The following is a 19,674-nucleotide window of genomic DNA, read 5'->3' on the forward strand; positions in this document are numbered from 1 at the left end:
CCCAGACTACCCGGGGGCACCGACGCTCGACTCTGCCCACACCTGCAGTTCGCCGGCCTGCATCCCGATCAGGATGCGCCCCTGCTGGTCCGTGCGGAGCAGGTGTGCCCCGCTTGCGGCCAGGAGATCCAAGGTCTCATCTCGCGGATGTCCGTAGTCGTTGTCCGCTCCGGCGCTGAAGATCGCGAGCGTCGGGTCCAGGGCCTCGTAGAGTCCGGGATCCTGATCGGCGCTGCCGTGATGCGCGACCTTGACCACCGCGTACCCGCTGGTGAGCGGGGCCGTGCGCGTCAGCATCCGTTGGGGTGCCGCCGACAGGTCCCCCAGGAACAACGATCGGGGCACTTCCCCACCGGCGAACTCCACGATGACGCTCGCATCGTTGCCCTCGGGGAACGCGACCGATGCACGCTGTGGCCACAGCACGCGCCACGCGGCCGCACCGATAACCCCCTGAAGACCTGCCGCCGCGTCGTGGACGATCGCGCCCCCGGTTGCGAGGCCGTCCAATGACAGTTGGTCCGCCTCGTCCGACGGTGGACCGTGGAGCACCTCGTCGACGCGCCCCTGGACGGCCTCGAGACCGCCGACGTGATCCAGGTCGAAGTGCGTCAGCACCAGCAGATCGATCCGGTCGACGCCCAAGGACCGAAGACACGCCCGCAACGCCTCCGGTTCAGGTCCGGTGTCGATCAGGGCGATCTCACCTTCCGACCGCACCACCAGAGCGTCGCCCTGCCCGACATCACAGGCCGCGATCGCCCATCCGTCCGGTGTGCGGAGCGTGGCCAGTGGTCCTTCCAAGAGTGCATGCCCCACGCCGAGGGCGGCGACGATGATCAGAACAGTTGCCGCGCACCGGCGGACCCATCGCGACCAGATCCACGTCCGTCCGGACGTCGCCCTCGTTCTCCGCAGCAGGACGACGCCGATCGCCGCGCTCACGACCGCGACGAACAGGGCGCTGGGAATGCCGGCCGGGAGCAGGATCTGCGCCATCGGCAACTGCGCAGCGGTCGTTGCGGTGGTCGCGATCCACGCCGTGGGCAGCCATGCGGATGCCGCCAGCAGATCGGCGAGCGGCGGCACCGGCGCGGCCAGACACGCGAGCATCCCGACCACGGTCGCCACCGGCGCGGCAGGAGCCGCGAGCAGGTTCGCCACGACCCCGATCAACGACTGCTGCTCCGCGAACAGGGCGATGATCGGACCGCAGACGAGCTGAGCAGACAGCGGCACCGCGATCGCCAGGGCGAGCGGCGCCGGCAGAACGCGCTCGAGACCGCGTCCGAGCGGAGGCGCGAACAGGATGAGAGCTGCCGATGCTGCCGCGGATAGCGCGAACCCGGGTGTCGCCGCCAACCACGGATCGGCGATGAGGATTCCGGTGACGCCGAGGGCCAGCATGCCCGCTCCGGCTCTCGGCCGACCGATCAGCACGGTGACCATCGCGATGCCCGCCATCACGGCGGCGCGGATGACGCTCGGTTCCGGGGTGACGAGCACTACGAAGCCGCTCAGCGCCGCAGCGGCGAGCAGTACGCGCACACTCCGTCGACACCCGCACAGCGCGGCCAACCAGAAGACGGCGCCCACGACGATCGCGCAGTTCGCGCCGCTGACCGCGGTGAGGTGGCTGAGACCGGTGCTGCGCATGTCGTCGTTCAGCGCCTCGGACACGGCACGGGTATCCCCCACGGCCAGCCCGGGCAACAGACCCGCTCCCGGCTCCGGCAGACCGGCAGCCCGCTCCACGAACGTACGACGCAGGCCCGCCGCGACCCCGAAGATCCCTCCCGCCGGCTGCACGACCTCCGCCTCGCTCGTGTAGACCACGAGAACCGAGCGCTCACCGGCATCCGTCGCCTCCGCCTCGCCGACCACACGAACCACGGCGCCGAGATCGAACCCGTCCCCCGGCTCCACCCCGACCCGTACCGGAACCGACACCGATCGCGGTTCTCCCCGCACTCCGATACTCACGGTCTGCGCCTCGAACCACAGCCGCCCATCCTGACCGACCGATGCCGACGACGTCACGCCCGCGATCACCTCCACCACACGACCTCCGGATTCGGTCGCCTGCACTCGCGCCGGGAGCGCCAGGCCGACCGTGACCAGAACGGCCGCCATGGCGGCGAGCATCACAAGTGCGAGCCCCGCGCCCGTCGCCGCTCCCCTCCGACCCGCACCGACGAGGACGATCACGACGCCGATCCCGCATCCGCCCGCGAGCCACCACGTCATCGGTGGGCAGAACACCGCGAGCAACGCGGCGATCCACACCCCGAGTGCGACCGGCAGCAGACGCACGTCCGATCGCGTCATGCTGCTGCCGGTCTCACTCGCATCCGGCCACGCTAAGGCGCGGGACGGGCACCACCCGCGCGAGACTGCCGCAGATGCGCGGAACCTCGCTCGTGCCCCTTCTGTGCAGAGGGAGTGAGTCTCCTAGCCGGGGCGCCTAGGTCCTTCTCGTCGGGCGACGCTTCCTCGCCACCATCCCTGTCACGGCGCTCCGCTGTCGCAGATTCCGGTGCCGTCGGAGCGATTCGCACACAGACGACTTCCCTCGTCGGCCAGTCCGGAGAGCGTGGACAGGCGACTCTCGAGCTCAGCATCGGTGGCATCCTCCGCCAAAACGAGCGTCGTGCTGCGCGGGGTGCTCACCAGTGAGGCGACGTCGCCGTCTGCGAGCAGGTCGCCCGCGGATGCGACGATGTCCCCGAGTCTCGTCGGTGCCGCCGTCACGCTGAGTGACGGCTCATCGGGGTCGCCCACGGTCACCGTCAGCGTTGTGAAGGCCGCCGATTCGGGGCGTGCCGACAAGGCCGTCGCCGCAGATCTCGCCTGCGCCACGGAATCGACGAAGAACTCGACCCGGTCGTCATCGGTCCACACATTCCGCACGCCCGAGACGTCCGCAGGCGCCACCGCACCGAGCAGCGCACGGGCCGAATCGCCGGATGCATCCGCGCCGAGCAGCACGAGCGGGCTCGCGAAGACGACCACCAGATCGGCTTCCGTCGCGGCGCTGAGCTCCTGCGCTGCGGCGAGATCCGCTTCTTTCGCGAGGGTGAGCTTCAGCCGTCCTGGCTCAGCGCGCAGAGCGGTGACGGTCACCTCGTTCGACACCGCGCGCCAGACCTGTTCGACGTCGTCGACCCAGGCGCCCGCGTTCCCGTCGATCCGTACCCGATCATCCGCAACGATCGCCAGATGCAGGTTCGCTCCGCCGGTGACGTCGTCGAGCAGCATGGGAATGGTGCGGGCGAGGTCGAAGGCCAAGACGGGACTGCCCGCTCCGTGCTCCGCGAGCTGGACACTCACGCCCGTGACGCCCTTCGCCTCCGTGCGCGCGCTGAGAATGACGGAGTCGACCCGATCGTCATCCACGAGATCGAGCCCGCGTGCCATCGCACCGGCGCTGATCTCGGCATCCGCGAAGACGGGAACGGTCAGATCGGCGGCCTCTATCGTGATGCGCACGTCCTCGGCCGCGTGTTCACGCGCGAACTCGCTCAGACGATCGGCCAATGCCACCAGCTCGTCGCCGGAAGCGGTGTCTCGTGCCCGCACCTCGGCGCTCAGCCCATCCGTGAAGGGCATGTTGTCTGCGGTCGAGAGTTCGAAGTCTTCGACCGTCTCGTCTCCCGCGAAGGCCGCGCGGAAGTCGCCGTGCAGAGCGGAACCACTGCAGGCGGTGAGCAGCGACACCGTGATCAGGCCGACCACTCCGATCGCTGCAAATCGTCCTCGTGTCCGCTGACTCGTCGCCCCCATGACTCTCAGCGTATCGAGACGGCGCGGTGGAACGCTCAGACCACCGCCCCGGCGTACATCTCTCCCACCGGCACGGCCACCGACAGCACGTTGCCTGGTTGCGCGAGCGGGCAGGCCCATGCCGGGTCATACGCGCAGGAGGGGTTGTAGGCGAAGTTGAAGTCGAGCACGATCGTTCCGGCCGCCGCATCCGAGCCGAGGTCGGCACCCTTGATCGTGTCGATCAGATAGCGTCCGCCGCCGTACGTCCCTCCGGGTCGGCCGGCCAGTGCATCGCGCACCGGGATGAACAGCCCGCCGCCGTAGGACTTCAGCCGCCAGACGTCGAGCGAACCGGCATCCGGGATCTCGACAGCGCCGATCCGCTCGAACGGCACGATGCCATCGGTTCCGGTCTCGAAGTCGAAACCGCCGGGTTCGGCAGGCAGGATCGGAAGTTCGAAGCGCCACTGCGGGTCGTACGAGGCGATGGGCAATCCCTCGAAGAGCGTCCGGTCCCCCGCTGACAGGGCAGTGGCGGGATGGTGGAGCATGAGCTCGTCTCTCTCGATCCGCCACAGCTCGTGCGCCTCTTCCGGAGAGTCCATCTGCCGCACGGCGGCGTACAGGGCGAAGACGCGGCGGCGCCAGTCGACGACCTCGGCGGCGGTACGGGCGTTCATGAGCGTCATGGACCCAGGGTACGGGCCCGGGCGCCCGACACGGCGCCGCCCCGACCCACTCACACCCGAACCCCTTCACGGATCGCCTCCAGCAGCTTCTCTCCGATCCCCGGCACAGCCAGCAGATCGTCGACCGATTGGAACCTGCCGTTCTCCTCGCGCCACGCGATGATCCGCTCAGCGAGCGCCGGGCCGATGCGAGGCAGCGTCTCGAGCGCGGCCTGGTCGGCGGTGTTCAGGTCGATCAGGTCATCAGCAGCTCGCACTGAGGGCGCACCGGGATCGCCGACGGCTCCGACGACAGGCACCACGATCTGCTCTCCGTCGGCCAGGATGCGCGCGAGGTTGACCGCCCCCAGGTCGGCGTCATCCGTCGTTCCGCCGGCAGCTGCGACCGCGTCCACCAGGCGGGCATCGACGTCGAGGACGTAGAGTCCAGGGCGCTCCACCGCTCCGAGCACGTGCACGTAGAGGTCACCGCGCGGCGCCGGGGATGCAGCCGCGCCGGTCAGAGGAACGGACTCGCTCGGGGCGGCCTGCCCCCGCATGATGCCCAGGCCGACCGCGGCCGAGAGCACGACGAGCCCCAGCACCACGGCCGCCCCGATGCTCAGTCGCAGACGATGCGGCCGCGCGCGCGACGCCTCCACCGGCGGCGTGTCTGAAGAGACCATCCCGCCACGGTACGAGCACCCGGCGGGCTCCGATCCTCTCCGCGCCCGCGCTGGTGCATAACCGTCATCGCGCGGCGGACGTGCAGGCGGAGTCGCGGGCACGCGATTCCGCCGCCGTCGATCGTTATGGCCCTGTTGCCCGGTGCATCGCATCCCCGGCTACCGTCGAAAGAGGAGGTGGCACGGATGCGACGGATCACAGCGATGGCGCTGCTCGGCATCGCGATGCTGCTCAGCGGCTGCGGGCTCGTCCCCGGCATAGGTCCCGACCCTCGCATCGAAGCCTCACCCGTCGCGGAGGTCGTGTGCCCCGAGACGTATGAAGACGACTACGCCGAAGCCGGTCTGGTCCCGGCTGGATTCACCGCGGTCGCCGTGCTGCGATGCGACCCCTTCGCCTCGCAAGAGGACGCATCGGGAACGTGGTCGGGCGCACTGTTGGAACGGCGGCAAGGCGATCTCGGCCCCGTGCTCGCGGCCCTCGCTCAGCCGAGCGATCCGCACTCGAGCGGCCCCTGCCCGGCGATCGCCTACATGGTTCCCGAACTCTGGATCGAAGGCGCCGACGGAACGGTGATCCGGGTCGCGATCCCGACGGACGGTTGCGGTGCTCCCAAGGCCGTCGGCCTGGACGAGGCGGTCGAGTCGTTGGAGGTGGTGGAGGAGACGTTCATCCCGACGGCACTCGTCGAGTCGAACTCCGCGAACATGGCCGGTTGCGACACGCAGCCGCAGTTCCTGATCATCGCCGGTCTCGATGACCTGCAGGAGACCGAGCAGCAACCACCGGGGAGCACTCCGCTCTCCGACGATGCGCTCATCCCGATGGCGATGCCGGCGTGGCCGGAGGCAGACTCCATCACGGGCGCACGGCTCTGCGACTACACCGCCGCATCGTCGGCGCAGAGCACGTCGGGCGCGGACACGACGACGTTCGTCGGCGTACGAGAACTGGACGCCGACGCAGCACGGGAACTGACCGCCCTCGCACGCACGGCACCTGCTACTGCACGCTCGTGCTCGGCGACAGCCACCGCCGTGATCGTCGTCCACCTCGAGCACACGGGTGGAGAGGTCGCCGCGACGGTCGAACTCGACGGATGCGCGCGCCTGATCGACCCGGGGATGCGGGCACGCACCGCGCCCGCAGAGCTGCTGGCGCTCCTGAACCCGGAGACCTGATCGCCGGCCCCACCATCTGGCGGGGCCGGCGCAGGAGCAGAGCGCCGTCAGCCCTTGACGGCGATGCTGACGATCTTCGGGGCGCGCACGATGACCTTGACGATCTCGCGGTCGCCGATCGACCGGATCACGCGCTCATCCGCCATCGCCAGCGCCTCGAGCTCGGCCTCGCCGATACGCGCAGGCACCTCGAGCTGCGCGCGGACCTTGCCGCCCACCTGCACGACGGCCGTGATGGTGTCTTCGACGAGCAGAGCCGGGTCTGCGGAACGCCAGGTGACCAGGCCGACAGACGGCTCGTGGCCGAGGATCTCCCACATCTCCTCCGCGGTGTGCGGAGCGATGAGGTCGAGCATGACGGCGACGGTCTCGGCGGCTTCGCGCACCGCAGGATCCGCCGCCCCTGCTCCGCCGTCGATCGTCTTGCGGGTGATGTTGACGAGCTCCATGAGGCGCGCGACCAGCACGTTGAACTTGGTCTGCTCGACGAGCGCCGGCGCCTCGGCCAGCAGCTTGTGCGAGGCGCGGCGCAGCGCGGCGTTGCCGCCGTCGAACACCACGTCGACAGGGCTGGAGACCTCGCCGGCGATGCGCAGCGCGCGTGCCAGGAACTTCTGCGCACCGGTGGTCGAGACGTCGGCCCAGTCCTTGTCGTCCTCCACCGGGCCGGCGAACGCCAGGCCCACGCGCAGCGCGTCGGCGCCGTGAGCGTCGAGCTCGTCCTGGAACAGCACCAGGTTGCCCTTGCTCTTCGACATCTTCGTGCCGTTGAGGATGACCATGCCCTGATTGATCAGGTTCGAGAACGGCTCGGTGAAGTCGATCAGGCCCATGTCGAACAGCACCTTGGTGATGAAGCGTGCGTAGAGCAGGTGCAGAATCGCATGCTCGACACCACCGATGTACGAGTCCACGGGGGCCCAACGGTCCGCCTGGGCGGGGTCGAAAGCCATGGTGTCGCTGTTCGGCGACAGGAAACGCAGGAAGTACCACGAGCTGTCGACGAAGGTGTCCATGGTGTCGGGGTCGCGCAGCACCGGGTCGCCCGTCTCGGGGTCGGTCGTGCGCACCCAGCTCTCGGCGCCCCCCAGAGGCGAGGTGCCCTTGGGCGACAGGTCGAGCCCGTCGACACTGGGCAGCTTCACCGGCAGCTGGTCCTCGGGGACCGGGATGATGCGGCCGTCGTCGGCGTGCAGCATGGGGATCGGCGTGCCCCAGAAGCGCTGGCGCGAGATCAGCCAGTCGCGCAGGCGATAGTTCTTCGCCGCACGTCCGGTGCCCCGGGATTCCAACTGCTCGATCGCCCGCGCGATCGCGTTGCGCTTGGAGAGTCCGTTGAGCGCGCCCGAGTTGATCATCCGCCCCTCGCCGGTCAGCGCGACGCCGGTGGATGCCGGGTTCTGCTCGTCGAGCGCGGCACCGGTGTCGATCGGCACGCCCTCTTCATCGACCTCGATCACGGGCATCGCACCGGTGATCGGAGCTGTCGTGTCGACCACGACCTTGACCGGCAGGTCGAAGGCGCGGGCGAAGTCCAGGTCGCGCTGGTCGTGTGCGGGAACCGCCATGACCGCGCCGTGACCGTAGTCGGCCAGCACGTAGTCGGCCGCCCAGACGGGCAGCTTCTCGCCGTTGACCGGGTTGATCGCATACCGCTCGAGGAAGACCCCGGTCTTGGGGCGATCGGTGGCCTGCCGGTCGATGTCGGTCGTCTTCTGCACCTGGGCGAGGTAGTCCTGGAAGCGCTGACGAACCTCTGCCGGCGCATCCGCCGCCAGTTCGGAGGCGAGATCGGAGTCCGGGGCCACCACGAAGAACGTCGCGCCGTGGAGCGTGTCGGGGCGCGTCGAGAAGACGGTGACCGGCTCGGTGCGTCCTTCGATCTCGAAGTCGACATCCGCACCGATCGAGCGGCCGATCCAGTTGCGCTGCATCTGCAGCACCTTGTGCGGCCAGAAGCCCTCGAGCTGGTTCAGGTCATCCAGCAGACGATCCGCGTAGTCGGTGATGCGGAAGTACCACTGCGTGAGCTTCTTCTTCACGACCTCGGTGCCGCAGCGCTCGCAGCGCCCGTCGATGACCTGCTCGTTCGCCAAGACCGTCTGGTCGTGGGGGCACCAGTTGACCGGGCTCTTCTTTCGGTAGGCCAAGCCGCGCTCGTACAGCTTCAGGAACAACCACTGGTTCCAGCGGTAGTACTCGGGGTCCGACGTGTGGAGCACGCGGGTCCAGTCGAAGGAGACGCCGTAGGACTGGAACCCCTCCTTCTGCTGCGCGATGTTCGAGTACGTCCACTCGCGCGGGTCCGCACCGCGACGGATCGCCGCGTTCTCGGCGGGCAGGCCGAAGGAGTCCCACCCGATCGGGTTGAGCACGTTGTGACCGCGGTGACGCCAGAAGCGCGCCACGATGTCGGAGTAGAGGTAGTTCTCCGCATGCCCCATGTGCAGGTCACCTGAGGGGTAGGGGAACATCGCGAGCACGTAGCGTCGCGGGCGGGTGTCATCGTCGCCACCCGTGAGGAAGGTCTCGTTGTCTGCCCAGTACTTCTGCCATTTGGCCTGGATGGCATGCGCCGACGACGACTCGTCCTCGGCAGGAGCTGTGGACAGGTTCTCAGACAACGAACACACGACCAATCTGATGGAAAAAACGGGATCAGTTCAGGATATCGGAACCCCAGAGCACCGGCAGGACGGCGCCGAGTGCGGCAAGCGGCGCCCGCGCCTTGGTCGCCACCTCAGCGACCTCCGCCGCGGGATCGGAGCCCCAGGTGATTCCCCCGCCCGCACCGACGACCGCACCCTCGGCGTCGATCACGATGCTGCGGATCACCATCGCCAGATCGAGCGCGCCATCGACGCCCACATACCCGAAGCATCCGGCGTAGACGCCGCGCGCCGCGCCCTCCAGGTCATGGAGCCGGGCCATCGCCGACAGTTTCGGCGCTCCGGTCATGCTCCCGGCCGGGAAGGTCGCGTCCAACAACGCTCCGACGGTCGTTCCCGCCACGGCGGTTCCGGTGACCGTGCTGACGAGTTGATGCACCGCAGGGTAGCTCTCGACGACCCAGAGTCCGTCGACACGGATCGTCCCCGGTTCGCAGACGCGTGAGAGATCGTTGCGCATCAGATCGACGATCATGACGTTCTCCGCGCGCTCCTTGGGGTTCTCCGCGAGCTCCGCGGCGAGCGCAGCATCCTGTGCAGCATCGGCCGAGCGGGGCCGGGTTCCCTTGATCGGCCGGGTGCGGATGACACCTCGCTCGGCATGCAGGAACTGCTCGGGACTCGCGCTGAGCAGGGCCCGCCCGCCGATGCGCACGAACCCGCCATGGTGCGCGGGGGTCGCCGCGCGGAGGCGCAGGTACACCTCGACGGGGTCATGGGTCCCGGGCACGGAGAAACGCGTGGTGAGGCACAGCTGATAGGCGATGCCCGCGCGGATCAGCTCCCGGCAGCGCTGGATGAGCCCGGCGTACTCGTCGGTGTCGTGCCGCGCCTCGGCGATCAAGGGCGCACCGGTCGGCGGTGCACCGGGGCGCGACGAGGCGACGTCGGCGGCGGAAGCGGACATCGCCGCCAGGGCATCCGTCCAGGTATCGAGTCCGTCGGCGTCTGCGAGCGCCCACGTCTGACCCGCGTCATGGTCGAAGGCGACGACATGCGTGGCACCCAGCCACGCTCCCCCCTCGGTCGTGCTCTCGAAGACTGGCACTCCCGCAGCGCGGGCTCCGCTCTCATAATCGAGCCATCCGACCCATCCCCCCGAGAATGGAGGCAGCGTGGCGTCGGACGATGCGGCGTCGAGTCTCAACGCGGCAGGAAGCTCCGCGATCGTGCCCCGGCCGATGAAGCTCCACCCCGTGCGGGCATCCGCTCCGGCGTCGAGCCAGAAGACCTCGGACTCCGCCGCCTCCAGCCACCGGAACACCGCGACGGGCTCGACCCAGGCGGGGAGCAGACGGGCGCGCAGGCGTTCAGGCACGCTTACAGACTAGGACCGTCGCGCTCCCGTATCCTCATGGGGTGGATGACCTGCTGCTGTGGATGTTCGACTTCGTGCAGTCCATCGATCCGGTCACCCGCACCCTGATCGCCGGCATCGCCGTCCTCCTCGAGACGAGCGTGCTCATCGGTCTCGTCGTCCCCGGTGACACGATCGTCATCATCGCCTCGATGGGCGTCGCCACTCCCCTCGAGGGCGTGTTCATGGTGATCGCCGTGGTGATCGGTGCCTTGATCGGCGAGAGCATCGGCTTCGTCCTCGGACGCTGGCTCGGTCCGCGCATCCGCGTGTCCTGGCTGGGGCGCCGCATCGGCGAGCACAACTGGGTCAGGGCCGAGCGCTACCTGGAGCGCCGAGGCGGTCTGGCCATCTTCCTGTCCCGCTTCCTCCCCGTGCTCCATTCCCTGGTCCCGCTCACGGTCGGAATGAGCGGCTACTCCTACCGACGCTTCCTCGCCTGGACGGCCCCCGCCTGTCTGCTGTGGGCGACGGCCTACGTCTCGGTGACATCGCTCGCTGCCGGCGGATTCCGTGAGTTGGTGGATCGCGTGCACTTCGCCGGCTACATCTTCGTCGGTGTCATCGCCCTGTTCCTCCTGCTGGTCTTCCTCGGAAAGAAGCTCCTGACCCGTCTCGAGTCGCGTCATCTGGATGCACCCGACGCGGAACACGAGAGTGACGTGAAAGACTGAAGCAATGGCTTCCGCACCCCCGGCGCCCCGAATCCACTGGTTCGCCCGTCTTGAGCACCGCCTCCATGTGTGGCGCGAAGGTCGAGCGCGCCGTCGAGGCCGCGCCGCGACGATCGTGCCGTTCCCCGGATACGGAGGCCCTGGATGGGTCCGCGTGGTCGGGCGCGTCCTGATCGTCCCCGCGCAGCGACGCACCAAAGACGGCGAGCTCGCGAGCGTGCGCGGCTGGCGCAGCTTCGTCGGCATTCCGGTGAGCTTCGCCGCCGTCGACGTGCATATCGGCGACACCACCCACCATGTGGTGGCCGACCGCGGCGGGGTGGTCGACACCCGCATCGCCGCCGACCTGGAACCCGGCTGGCAGACGTTCACGATCTCGGTCGAAGGTCAGGAACCTGTCGAGGCACGCGCGTTCATCGTCGCGGAGTCCACGAACTTCGGCGTGGTGTCCGACGTCGATGACACGGTGATGGTCACGGCACTCCCCCGTCCGTTCATCGCGTTCTGGAACTCCTTCGTGCTCGACGAGCACGCGCGCATCCCGGTGCCGGGCATGGCGGTGTTGCTGGATCAACTGCTCCGCCAGCACCCCGGCGCCCCGATGGTCTACCTCTCCACAGGCGCGTGGAACGTCGCGCCCACGCTCTGGCGTTTCCTCGGACGACATCTGTTCCCGGCCGGCTCCATGCTCCTCACCGACTGGGGGCCCACGCACGACCGCTGGTTCCGCAGCGGCCGCGAGCACAAGCTCACGAACCTGCGCCGCCTCGCCGCTGAGTTCCCGGATGTGAAGTGGCTGCTGATCGGCGACGACGGACAGCACGACGAGTCGATCTACACGCAGTTCATGGACGAGCACCCCGAATCCGTCGCCGGGGTCGCCATCCGACGCCTGCTCCCCGCCGAAGCCGTCATGGCCGGTGGTCGTGCCGGACGTGAACCCCACTCCGAGGACACCGCGCCATGGGTGAGCGCCGAGGACGGCGCCGGGCTGCGCGATCTGCTCGGTGAGGCCGGCATCCTGCACTGACATGGCACTGTCACGCGCGGAGTGGCTCGTCCGAGAGCTCGCTCATCAGGAGCGGGCTGATGCACTCATCGCCGACCACCGCGCGCGCTCTCAGCGCGGTGAGAAGCATCCGGTCTGGGACTTCCTGTTCACGTACTACAGCTACAAGCCCGCCCAGTTGCGGCGCTGGCATCCTGGAGCCGGCGTGGAACTGGAAGATGCACCGGAGCGGTCGGGGTGGCGCTGGTATTCCCCTGGGGCCTCCACAAACGGCGTCGTGCCGGACGCCGCAGCCTTCGCCGCGGGGAAGTCCGATCTGGCAGGGCTCATCGAGCGGATGCTTCGCCGCACGGCCTCCCGCCCCGGGCAGTTCGGCTGCTTCGGGCTGCATGAGTGGGCGATGGTCTATCAGGCCGACGAACTGCGGCACCCGGTTCCCCTACGTCTCGGGCAGGCCGGCACGGATGCCGTCGTCGAGAACCACGACCTGCGCTGCACCCACTTCGACGCGTTCCGGTTCTTCACGCCTGAGGCTGTGCCGCGCAACCGTGCAGCGCTGACCCGCGAGGACCAGCCCCTGTTCGAGCAGCCCGGTTGTCTGCACGCCGGGATGGACCTGTACAAGTGGGCGACGAAGCTCGGACCGCTCATCCCCGGCGAGCTGCTGCTGGACACGTTCGAGCTCGCCCGCGACATCCGCCTCCTCGACATGGAGGCCGCGCCCTACGACCTCTCCCCGTGGGGCGTGACTCCGGTGCCGATCGAGACGGCGGAGGGGAAGGCCGAGTACGTGCGCAGACAGCGGGGCTTCGCCGACCGCGGCGCTGCTCTGCGCACGGCATTGCTGGAGGCATGGCTCGGTACCCCCGTCAGCGCCGCCTGACGGCTCAGTCCGCCGGCGTGCAGTCGGGACACACGGTCCATGCGGACGTCGCCGACGACAACTGCAACCTCAGCGCCATGACGCGGGTGGCCGCGTCCTCCAGCCGCTCGGGAGGCAGTGTTCCGGCGTCGACCGCGGCCGCGATCGCACCAGCCATCTGACCAGCCGTCTCTCTCGTCGAACCGGCGATCATGAGGACCAGATCGTTCCCCGTCGCCACGGCGGTGACCGCGTTGGCGATCGGGTCGGCATACTCCGGCACGCCGGACGAGGTGAGCATGCCGAGGTCGTCTGTCACCGAAACACCCTCGAACCCCATCTCCTCGCGTGCGATCTCGTGCCACTTCGTCGACATCGACGCTGGTGCCGCATCGACGGCGGTGTACGCCAGGTGTCCGAACATCAGCAGCGACGCCCCGGCATCGATCCCCGCAACGAACGGCAGAGCATCCGATGCGCGCCACTCCTCGAGGCTCATTCCTGTGGACGGGATCGCGTGGTGCGAGTCGCCGGGCGCGGCTCCATGACCGGGGAAGTGCTTGAGCGTGGATCCGAGGAACTGTTCCTGCGCGGTCGTGGCGGCAGCGACCCGCTCCGCAGCACCGGACGGCTCCGTCCCCAGCGCACGCCCGTAGATGAACGAATCGGGATCGGCGGCGACATCGGCCACCGTGCCGAAGTTCACTGTGATCCCGGCCCGAGCGACCAGCGACCCTCGTGCGGCGAAAGCGCTCGCGGTGTCGGCGACGGGCATGTCCTTCAACACCGTGGATGCGGGGTATCCATCACCGTGCAGCCGAGAGACGATGCCGCCCTCCTGGTCGACGGCGATCAACGGAGGAAGGGCCGGATCGATCGTCAGCGCGGCGGTGAGCGTCTGCAGTTCGGCCTCGGAGGCGGGGACGTTGGCTCCCATCAGGATGAAACCACCGAGGCCGCCCTCCATGTACGCGCGCAGCTCTTCGGGGTCTGTGCCGGAGACGTGGCCCATCACGATGCTCGCCGCCTGCTCAGCGGTGGTCATCTGCGCCACCAGATCGGCGGCGCGCCCCGTAGGCCCCACGCCGGACGTCGAGGCAGCGGCAATCGCACCGGGTGCCGGGCCCCCGGGCGCAGCCGCGGCCGGAGTGGACACGACGGCGAAGGCGGCGAGCACGAGGCCCGCCACCGCCGCTCCCCGCCGTCCGCTCATGGTGTCCCGCTCGCTCGGTGGCCGGTGCCGACCTCAGCAGCCGATCGCGTCGGCGATCGGCTCGGCTGTGTCATCGTCTCCGTTGCCGAACCGGATGGTGCGACCGATCGTGCACGGCTCCTGCAGCGCTGCGGCGATGACCGCGGCCACATCGGCCCGCGCCACAGCCCCACGTCCGTCGGGGTCGATCTGGATCCGGCCGGTCGGTTCGTCGAACGTGAGGGTGCCCGGAGCGAGGATCGTGCCGTCGAGCGACATGCTGCGCAAGTGCTCGTCCGCTGCCCACTTGGCGTCGGCGTAGGCGAAGAAGGAGTCCTCCGGCGGCACGCCGTGGTCCGCGGTGGAGCCGAGCCAGGAGACCATGACGTAGCGGCGCACCCCCGCGCGACCGGTCGCGTCCATGGAGCGGATCGCCGCGTCACGATCGACCGCGTACGTGCGCTCCCGAGAACCGCCTCCGGCCCCCGCCGACCAGACCACTGCGTCATGACCGCGGATGACCTCGGCGATCGCATCGACGTCCATCTGCTCGACGTCGGCGACGAACGCGTGCGCGCCACCAGCCTCCACTTCCTCGGTGTGAGCCGGATTACGGATGACGGCGGTCACCTCGTCTCCCCGCGCCACGAGAAGCGGGGCGAGAAGCAGGGCGATACGGCCGTGGCCGCCGAACACGATGATGCGGGACATGATTTCCTCCTCTGTCCGCCCAGCTGGATCTCAGCGGGGCGTCTGCGAGCTGTCGATGACGAACGCCTGCGGGTGGCCGGGAAGGTAGCGTACGACGACCGGCTCCCCTGTCGAGATGTACGCGTCGCGGTCGGGGTACACCGCAGGCGTGAAGAAGTTACTCTCGAGCGTGTACTCCACACCCTCTGCGGTCGTGAAGGTCACCCAGTCGCCGTCTGTGGTGGCTGTCGTCGGGCGACCGTTGTCGTAGATGTAGGCGCGGGTCACCGGCACGCCCGTGAGACTCAGAATCCCGATCACCAGCGATGCGAGCATCACGAGGGCAAGGACGCGGAAGAAGATTCGCAGCACGCGACCGCCGACCTGACCCCGCGGCCGATCCTGCGCACGTAGAAGCCCTTCGCGCTCGCGGATCTGCCGGAGCCCTCCGCCGACCGTCGCACCGCGTGCCGACATCACGAACAGGCCCAGGATCGAGAACCCGGCGATGAACACCATCGCGTAGCCGTGCGCAGCCGGGAAGTTCAGCAGCCAGAACACGGAGTCCAGGGCGTTCATCGGGAAGCCTCCTTCTCGATCGTGATCGCGATCGTCTGCGGATCCTCGCGGCGATAGAACGCCCAGATGGGCGCCCCGACCTGAAGACGTGAGATCGCCTCGGGGTACACGAAGACCGTCGTATCGGCCTCCCACGTCGCCGCACCCTCCGGCGCCATCAGCACGCGCAGCGCGAGCTCGCTCTGGCCCTCTCGGCGCTGCCCGGTCGGGCGCACTTCGAGAACCGACGCCGGCACCTGCGTCCCCGTCGTGCGCGCTCTGACCTGCCTCGGATCGATGAGGCCGCGCTCGATGCGCCAGGCGATCAGCGCGTCCGACACCACGGGGTCGTTCGGATCGGCGAGCTCGACGACGTCCTGATCCGTGAGGCTGTACCGCACGGCAAGCGGCTGCCCGACCTGGAGCGCACCGAGGTCGCTCGGCTCCACGAGCATCCGCAGCTGCGCGATGAAGTCCTGCTCTGCACGCGGAGTCACCCGGATGAACACGTCGTACTGGGGGACGTCGTTGACCGTGAGCCCCGTGCGCGACACCTCGACGATGCGTCCGATGCCGATCTGGGCTTCGCCGCGCACCTTCTTGCGGCGCCCGAGACCTGACATGGTGCTGCCGAACGTCAACAACAGGCCCCACGCGACCCCGATCATGATCGGAGCGCCCAGCGTGTCCTCGCCGGAGAACGGAAGGATCGACTCGCGCTGGTTCACACCGAACAGTCCTTCGCCCACCCAGATGAGGAGCCAGACCGAGAGCACCAGCCAGATGATCGTGAGGACGATGCGGAGCATTCCTTCAGCGTACCGAGGGCGCCCGACGTGCGCTCCTGCACTTCGAGGAGTGCCGCGATGGCCATCAGCTGCGGACTGCGTCTGACTGCACCGCCTCCGTCGGCTCCGAGGCGAGAGCACGCTGCACTCCCTTCGCCGCAGATCGGCCCGCGCGATTCGCGCCGATCGTGCTGGCCGAGGGTCCGTAGCCGACGAGCTGGATGCGCGGATCCTGCACCGCGGTGGTGCCGCGCCCGTGCCGGTCGAGCTGGATGCCTCCCGCTGCGCTGCGCAAGTGCAACGGCGACAGATGAGTGATCGCCGGCCGGAACCCGGTCGCCCACAGGATCACATCGACCCTCTCGAACGAGCCGTCCGCCCAGCGCACGCCGTCCGGCTCGATACGCTCGAACATCGGTCGCCGGGCCGCATACGCACCGAGCTGCTCGGCTGCGCGCTCCTGCGGCCGCAGGATGAGACCCGTGACGCTCACCACGCTCTGCGGCGGGAGCCCTTGCGCGACGCGCTGCTCCACGAGGGCGACCGCCGCGGCTCCCGCCTCCGGAGTGAAGTCGTCGGTGCGCCAGATCGGCTCGCGACGAGTGACCCACAGAGTGTCTGTCAGCGGAGCGAGCGCACCGAGGAACTGGACCGCCGACGCACCACCGCCCACCACGAGCACCCGCTTGCCGACGAAGTGCTCCGGCCCCGGGTATTCGACGGTGTGCAGCTGCTCGCCAAGAAAAGTCTCCATGCCCGGGTAGTGCGGAAGGAACGGGTGCGTCCACGTGCCTGTCGCGTTCACGAGTGTGCGCGTGCGCCACTCTCGCTCCCCCGCGCGCACGACGAGCGTCCCACCCTCGTCGTCGACGCGATCCACTGCCACCGGCCGGATCACCGGCAGCGCGTGGGTGCGCTCGTAGGCTGCGAAGTACGCGGGAACGGCGACGTTCGCACGCTCAGAGTCACGCGGCGGCGGGGTGTCTCCCGGCAGTTCGGCCACACCGTGCACATCGCGCATCGTGAGAGCGTCCCAGCGGTGTCTCCAGGCACCCCCTGGCTCGGCGTCCGCGTCCAACACGACGTGCGAGATCCCGAGACGAGCCAGATGGAACGACGAGGACAGGCCCGCTTGCCCTGCGCCGATCACGATGCTGTCGAGGATGCTCACGTCTGAGTGAACGCACGGGCCGCTGCGGTTGTTCCGTTCGTCAGCCGACGGTGAGCGGCGATCAGAGCTCGATCTCGTAGTGCGTGAAGCCGGTGTGCGCTGCCACACGGTCGTACAGGCGGCGCGCTGTCGCATTGCCGTCCTGTGTGAGCCAGTACACCTTCTCGCATCCCTGCTGCTCCGCCCAGCCCCTGACATGCGCGATCAGTGCGCCTCCGGTGCCCGCGCCTCGCGTGCCGGGATCGACGAACAGATCCTCGAGATAGCAGTACCCGGAGATGCTCCACGTCGAGGGATGCGTCAGCCAGTGCACGAGTCCGATCGCCTTCCCCTCGCCGTCACGCGCGATCGCTCCGTGCACGCCGTCGTCGGCGGTGATCCGGCGGAAGGTCTCGCGCGTCACCTCTGCCGACACGTCGGACTCGTAGAACCGCAGATAGCCGTCCCACAGCTCCGACCACTCGTCGATGTCCTCAGGGCGGATGGGCTGAATGCTCGTCATGCGCTCAGCCTAGGCGCGGCGCGCCCGGGAGGTGGTCGCCGATTGGTGCTCACGCTGATTCGTGTAGTACTCTTTTCGAGTTGCCCCGCGGTACGAAAGGGCAGCGTGAGGGCCTGTGGCGCAGCTGGTAGCGCACCTGCATGGCATGCAGGGGGTCGGGGGTTCGAGTCCCCCCAGGTCCACAAATAGCCCCTGGTCGCCCAGGGGTTTTTTGTGTTTCTGTGGCGTGTCGAGCCGCACGATGGATGAAGAAGACCCCGCCACCCTGGTGGGTGGCGGGGTCGACCGGCCATAGCCGCGGTCACGCAGCAAGGGCCGATGAATCGAGGTTCGGATCACTCCCTGCGGAAGAGAGTGCTGCCGAATCCTAGGAGCATGAGACACGCGCCCAGAAGGCCAGTGAGAGCAGCTGGGGCGAGGTTCCCGGTTCTGTACTCAGCATCGGAGGCGTAGCCCTCAGCGATTGCCATGACGACGGCCAGGACGATGACGGCCGCACCCACGAGGCCTACGCTGACCATCACGCGCCGGGTACTCACTGTCACGGTTACTCCTAGGGGTTGCATGCTGCTGCCAAGACGTTGCTGTAGCTTACGTCAGGCCGCCACGCGTCGAGATTCCACGGTGACTTGAACGGTGCGACATCGACATGGCACCGCAGCTGGTTGTAGAACTTGTTGCCCTCGTAGTGCGAGGCCACCCAGAGCTTGTACTCGGCCCACCAGTTCGAGAACGGCGTGATCGCCCAGCCTGAGCGAGGCGTGACACTCACAACGATTCCGTACGGGCTCGATGGATAGGTGACCTTGGTGATGAGGTTTCCCCGGACAGCAGGGTCAGCAACAATCGGATAGGTGTAACCGGAGTCATGCTCAACGACCTGCACGAGCGTGTCCCCCTGCTGTTCATACCAGGTGGGCACGTTGCGGCCGTTCGCATCCTTTGCCCAGGCGGGGTCGATCATGGCCGCAGGCTGACCGGCGGCGTCAAGGACGGCGAAGAATCCGTCTCCTGCATCGATGAGTTCTCCGCCGTCGGCCACGGCGATCGGATACTCGTAGCGCGTCGGCGCGGAAGTACCTTCGATCAGAGTTGTGATCTGGACAACTCCGTCCTCACGGACCAGGGGCACAGTGATCGAGCCGTCCGTGTTATCGAAGTGCACGAGCCCTTCTTCGTCAGCCACGCCTGGCGCTGCATCTGAAGCGTTAGGAAGTCCGATCGTTACAATAGCGCCGCCTTGATCCAGAGCTACACCGGCGGAGGCGTCCATAGGGACAGTAACAAGGGTGTCCCGCTCAGGAATATCCGCAACATACTCCTCAGTAGCCTTGCTCTCTTGCACCGCGAGCACATCTGCGTTGGCGGGGCCAGGTGTGGCCAATTCGATGGTCTCGAGGGTGGTGGGATCATCTATCGGGTCGGCAGCCATGGCCGGAGACGCCACGCCAATACACAAAGCCGCAACGGCACCTGCGGTGATTGTAATCCGAGCAAGGGGTTTCATCTTCATCATGTATTTCTCATTCCAGTCAGCTGGACGCTCGATTCGCCCGAGCCCGATTGACGCTGGCATGCAGACTCCAGGTCGTCTGTAGGCCACTTGGGGGACACACGCTCGATTCGCCCTACATCCCTATGTGCCGACCTGAATCACATTCCAGCATTCCGGAACTCATTGCGCCGAAGCCCCTTCCCTGGCTCGCCACCCGACCTTCTTGGGTGGATGGGGCTGCTTCGATATGAGCCTGGTCTTGCGCGGGGCGCCGCTATCGCGCTCATCCAAGGGGGTGTCCAATCGAACGGCCCTGGCAGCCGCCCTCGCTAGGTCGCGTCACCGTGATATCGCTGTTCAAGAAGCATGGCGATCACATCGTCCACGAAGACGTTCGGCTTGATGC

At 68.2% G+C, this 19,674-nt stretch carries 18 protein-coding genes and 1 tRNA gene; 5 read left to right on the forward strand and 14 right to left on the reverse strand.

Annotated features, from left to right (window positions below; all coding sequences use genetic code 11):
• Positions 1 to 6 precede the first annotated feature (6 nt).
• The 4 genes from MRBLWO12_RS07335 to MRBLWO12_RS07350 all read right to left on the reverse strand — a co-directional run bounded on the left by MRBLWO12_RS07335 (position 7) and on the right by MRBLWO12_RS07350 (position 5,119).
• Positions 7 to 2,328, reverse strand: a complete 2,322-nt coding sequence (locus MRBLWO12_RS07335; RefSeq protein WP_363554118.1) for a ComEC/Rec2 family competence protein — start codon at positions 2,326 to 2,328, stop codon at positions 7 to 9.
• A gap of 180 nt (positions 2,329 to 2,508) precedes the next feature.
• Entirely contained in the window at positions 2,509 to 3,783 is a 1,275-nt protein-coding gene (locus MRBLWO12_RS07340) for a hypothetical protein (RefSeq protein WP_363554120.1), read from the reverse strand.
• A gap of 35 nt (positions 3,784 to 3,818) precedes the next feature.
• Positions 3,819 to 4,454 carry a DUF1684 domain-containing protein gene (locus MRBLWO12_RS07345; protein ID WP_363554122.1) on the reverse strand — a complete coding sequence of 212 codons (636 nt, stop codon included), beginning with the start codon at positions 4,452 to 4,454 and terminating at the stop codon, positions 3,819 to 3,821.
• 50 nt (positions 4,455 to 4,504) lie between these two features.
• Positions 4,505 to 5,119 carry a ComEA family DNA-binding protein gene (locus MRBLWO12_RS07350; protein ID WP_363554124.1) on the reverse strand — a complete coding sequence of 205 codons (615 nt, stop codon included), beginning with the start codon at positions 5,117 to 5,119 and terminating at the stop codon, positions 4,505 to 4,507.
• A gap of 186 nt (positions 5,120 to 5,305) precedes the next feature.
• Here MRBLWO12_RS07350 and MRBLWO12_RS07355 point away from each other — a divergent pair, with 186 nt between their 5' ends.
• A complete protein-coding gene (locus tag MRBLWO12_RS07355) occupies positions 5,306 to 6,301 on the forward strand; it encodes a hypothetical protein (RefSeq protein WP_363554126.1) in 996 nt (331 codons plus the stop codon).
• 47 nt (positions 6,302 to 6,348) lie between these two features.
• Here the strand turns inward: MRBLWO12_RS07355 and leuS are convergent, their stop codons facing one another.
• Together leuS and MRBLWO12_RS07365 are read right to left on the reverse strand one after the other, a co-directional pair.
• The gene (gene leuS / locus MRBLWO12_RS07360; RefSeq protein ID WP_363554128.1) at positions 6,349 to 8,925 is read right to left on the reverse strand and encodes a leucine--tRNA ligase; all 2,577 of its coding nucleotides are present in this window, start codon (positions 8,923 to 8,925) and stop codon (positions 6,349 to 6,351) included.
• Between the two features lie 34 nt (positions 8,926 to 8,959).
• Positions 8,960 to 10,288 carry an anthranilate synthase component I family protein gene (locus MRBLWO12_RS07365; RefSeq protein WP_363554130.1) on the reverse strand — a complete coding sequence of 443 codons (1,329 nt, stop codon included), beginning with the start codon at positions 10,286 to 10,288 and terminating at the stop codon, positions 8,960 to 8,962.
• A 41-nt stretch (positions 10,289 to 10,329) separates the two neighbouring features.
• Here MRBLWO12_RS07365 and MRBLWO12_RS07370 point away from each other — a divergent pair, with 41 nt between their 5' ends.
• Genes MRBLWO12_RS07370 through MRBLWO12_RS07380 form a run of 3 tightly spaced genes read left to right on the forward strand, consistent with a single transcriptional unit; the run spans position 10,330 to position 12,893 of the window.
• Positions 10,330 to 11,001, forward strand: a complete 672-nt coding sequence (locus MRBLWO12_RS07370; RefSeq protein WP_363554132.1) for a DedA family protein — start codon at positions 10,330 to 10,332, stop codon at positions 10,999 to 11,001.
• A gap of 4 nt (positions 11,002 to 11,005) precedes the next feature.
• The gene (locus tag MRBLWO12_RS07375) at positions 11,006 to 12,031 is read left to right on the forward strand and encodes an App1 family protein (protein WP_363554134.1); all 1,026 of its coding nucleotides are present in this window, start codon (positions 11,006 to 11,008) and stop codon (positions 12,029 to 12,031) included.
• 1 nt (position 12,032) lies between these two features.
• Entirely contained in the window at positions 12,033 to 12,893 is an 861-nt protein-coding gene (locus tag MRBLWO12_RS07380) for a 3-methyladenine DNA glycosylase (RefSeq protein ID WP_363554136.1), read from the forward strand.
• Positions 12,894 to 12,897: 4 nt separating this feature from the next.
• Here MRBLWO12_RS07380 and MRBLWO12_RS07385 read toward each other — a convergent pair whose 3' ends face one another.
• The 6 genes from MRBLWO12_RS07385 to MRBLWO12_RS07410 form a co-directional block, all read right to left on the reverse strand.
• Positions 12,898 to 14,085, reverse strand: a complete 1,188-nt coding sequence (locus MRBLWO12_RS07385) for a glycoside hydrolase family 3 N-terminal domain-containing protein (protein WP_363554138.1) — start codon at positions 14,083 to 14,085, stop codon at positions 12,898 to 12,900.
• A gap of 33 nt (positions 14,086 to 14,118) precedes the next feature.
• Positions 14,119 to 14,775, reverse strand: a complete 657-nt coding sequence (locus MRBLWO12_RS07390) for an SDR family oxidoreductase (RefSeq protein ID WP_363554140.1) — start codon at positions 14,773 to 14,775, stop codon at positions 14,119 to 14,121.
• A gap of 30 nt (positions 14,776 to 14,805) precedes the next feature.
• Positions 14,806 to 15,333: a hypothetical protein gene (locus MRBLWO12_RS07395; RefSeq protein WP_363554142.1), complete on the reverse strand. Its 528-nt coding sequence runs from the start codon at positions 15,331 to 15,333 to the stop codon at positions 14,806 to 14,808.
• The gene (locus tag MRBLWO12_RS07400) at positions 15,330 to 16,121 is read right to left on the reverse strand and encodes a hypothetical protein (protein ID WP_363554144.1); all 792 of its coding nucleotides are present in this window, start codon (positions 16,119 to 16,121) and stop codon (positions 15,330 to 15,332) included. Before MRBLWO12_RS07400 ends, MRBLWO12_RS07395 begins: the two co-directional genes overlap by 4 nt.
• 64 nt (positions 16,122 to 16,185) lie before the next feature.
• Positions 16,186 to 17,271, reverse strand: a complete 1,086-nt coding sequence (locus MRBLWO12_RS07405) for an NAD(P)-binding domain-containing protein (RefSeq protein ID WP_363554146.1) — start codon at positions 17,269 to 17,271, stop codon at positions 16,186 to 16,188.
• A 61-nt stretch (positions 17,272 to 17,332) separates the two neighbouring features.
• Positions 17,333 to 17,773 (reverse strand): GNAT family N-acetyltransferase, encoded by a 441-nt coding sequence (locus tag MRBLWO12_RS07410; RefSeq protein WP_363554148.1) that lies wholly within the window; start codon positions 17,771 to 17,773, stop codon positions 17,333 to 17,335.
• A 109-nt stretch (positions 17,774 to 17,882) separates the two neighbouring features.
• On the opposite strand from MRBLWO12_RS07410, the gene MRBLWO12_RS07415 reads away from it, so the two are divergent.
• A tRNA-Ala gene (locus tag MRBLWO12_RS07415) sits at positions 17,883 to 17,955 on the forward strand.
• A 153-nt stretch (positions 17,956 to 18,108) separates the two neighbouring features.
• Here MRBLWO12_RS07415 and MRBLWO12_RS07420 read toward each other — a convergent pair.
• Both MRBLWO12_RS07420 and MRBLWO12_RS07425 read right to left on the reverse strand, forming a co-directional pair.
• Positions 18,109 to 18,318 (reverse strand): hypothetical protein, encoded by a 210-nt coding sequence (locus tag MRBLWO12_RS07420; protein WP_363554150.1) that lies wholly within the window; start codon positions 18,316 to 18,318, stop codon positions 18,109 to 18,111.
• 8 nt (positions 18,319 to 18,326) lie between these two features.
• On the reverse strand, positions 18,327 to 19,289 hold the full coding sequence (locus MRBLWO12_RS07425) for a DUF2599 domain-containing protein (RefSeq protein WP_363554152.1): 963 nt from the start codon (positions 19,287 to 19,289) through the stop codon (positions 18,327 to 18,329).
• Positions 19,290 to 19,674 lie beyond the last annotated feature (385 nt).

The organism is Microbacterium sp. LWO12-1.2, assembly GCF_040675875.1.
Lineage (GTDB): Bacteria > Actinomycetota > Actinomycetes > Actinomycetales > Microbacteriaceae > Microbacterium.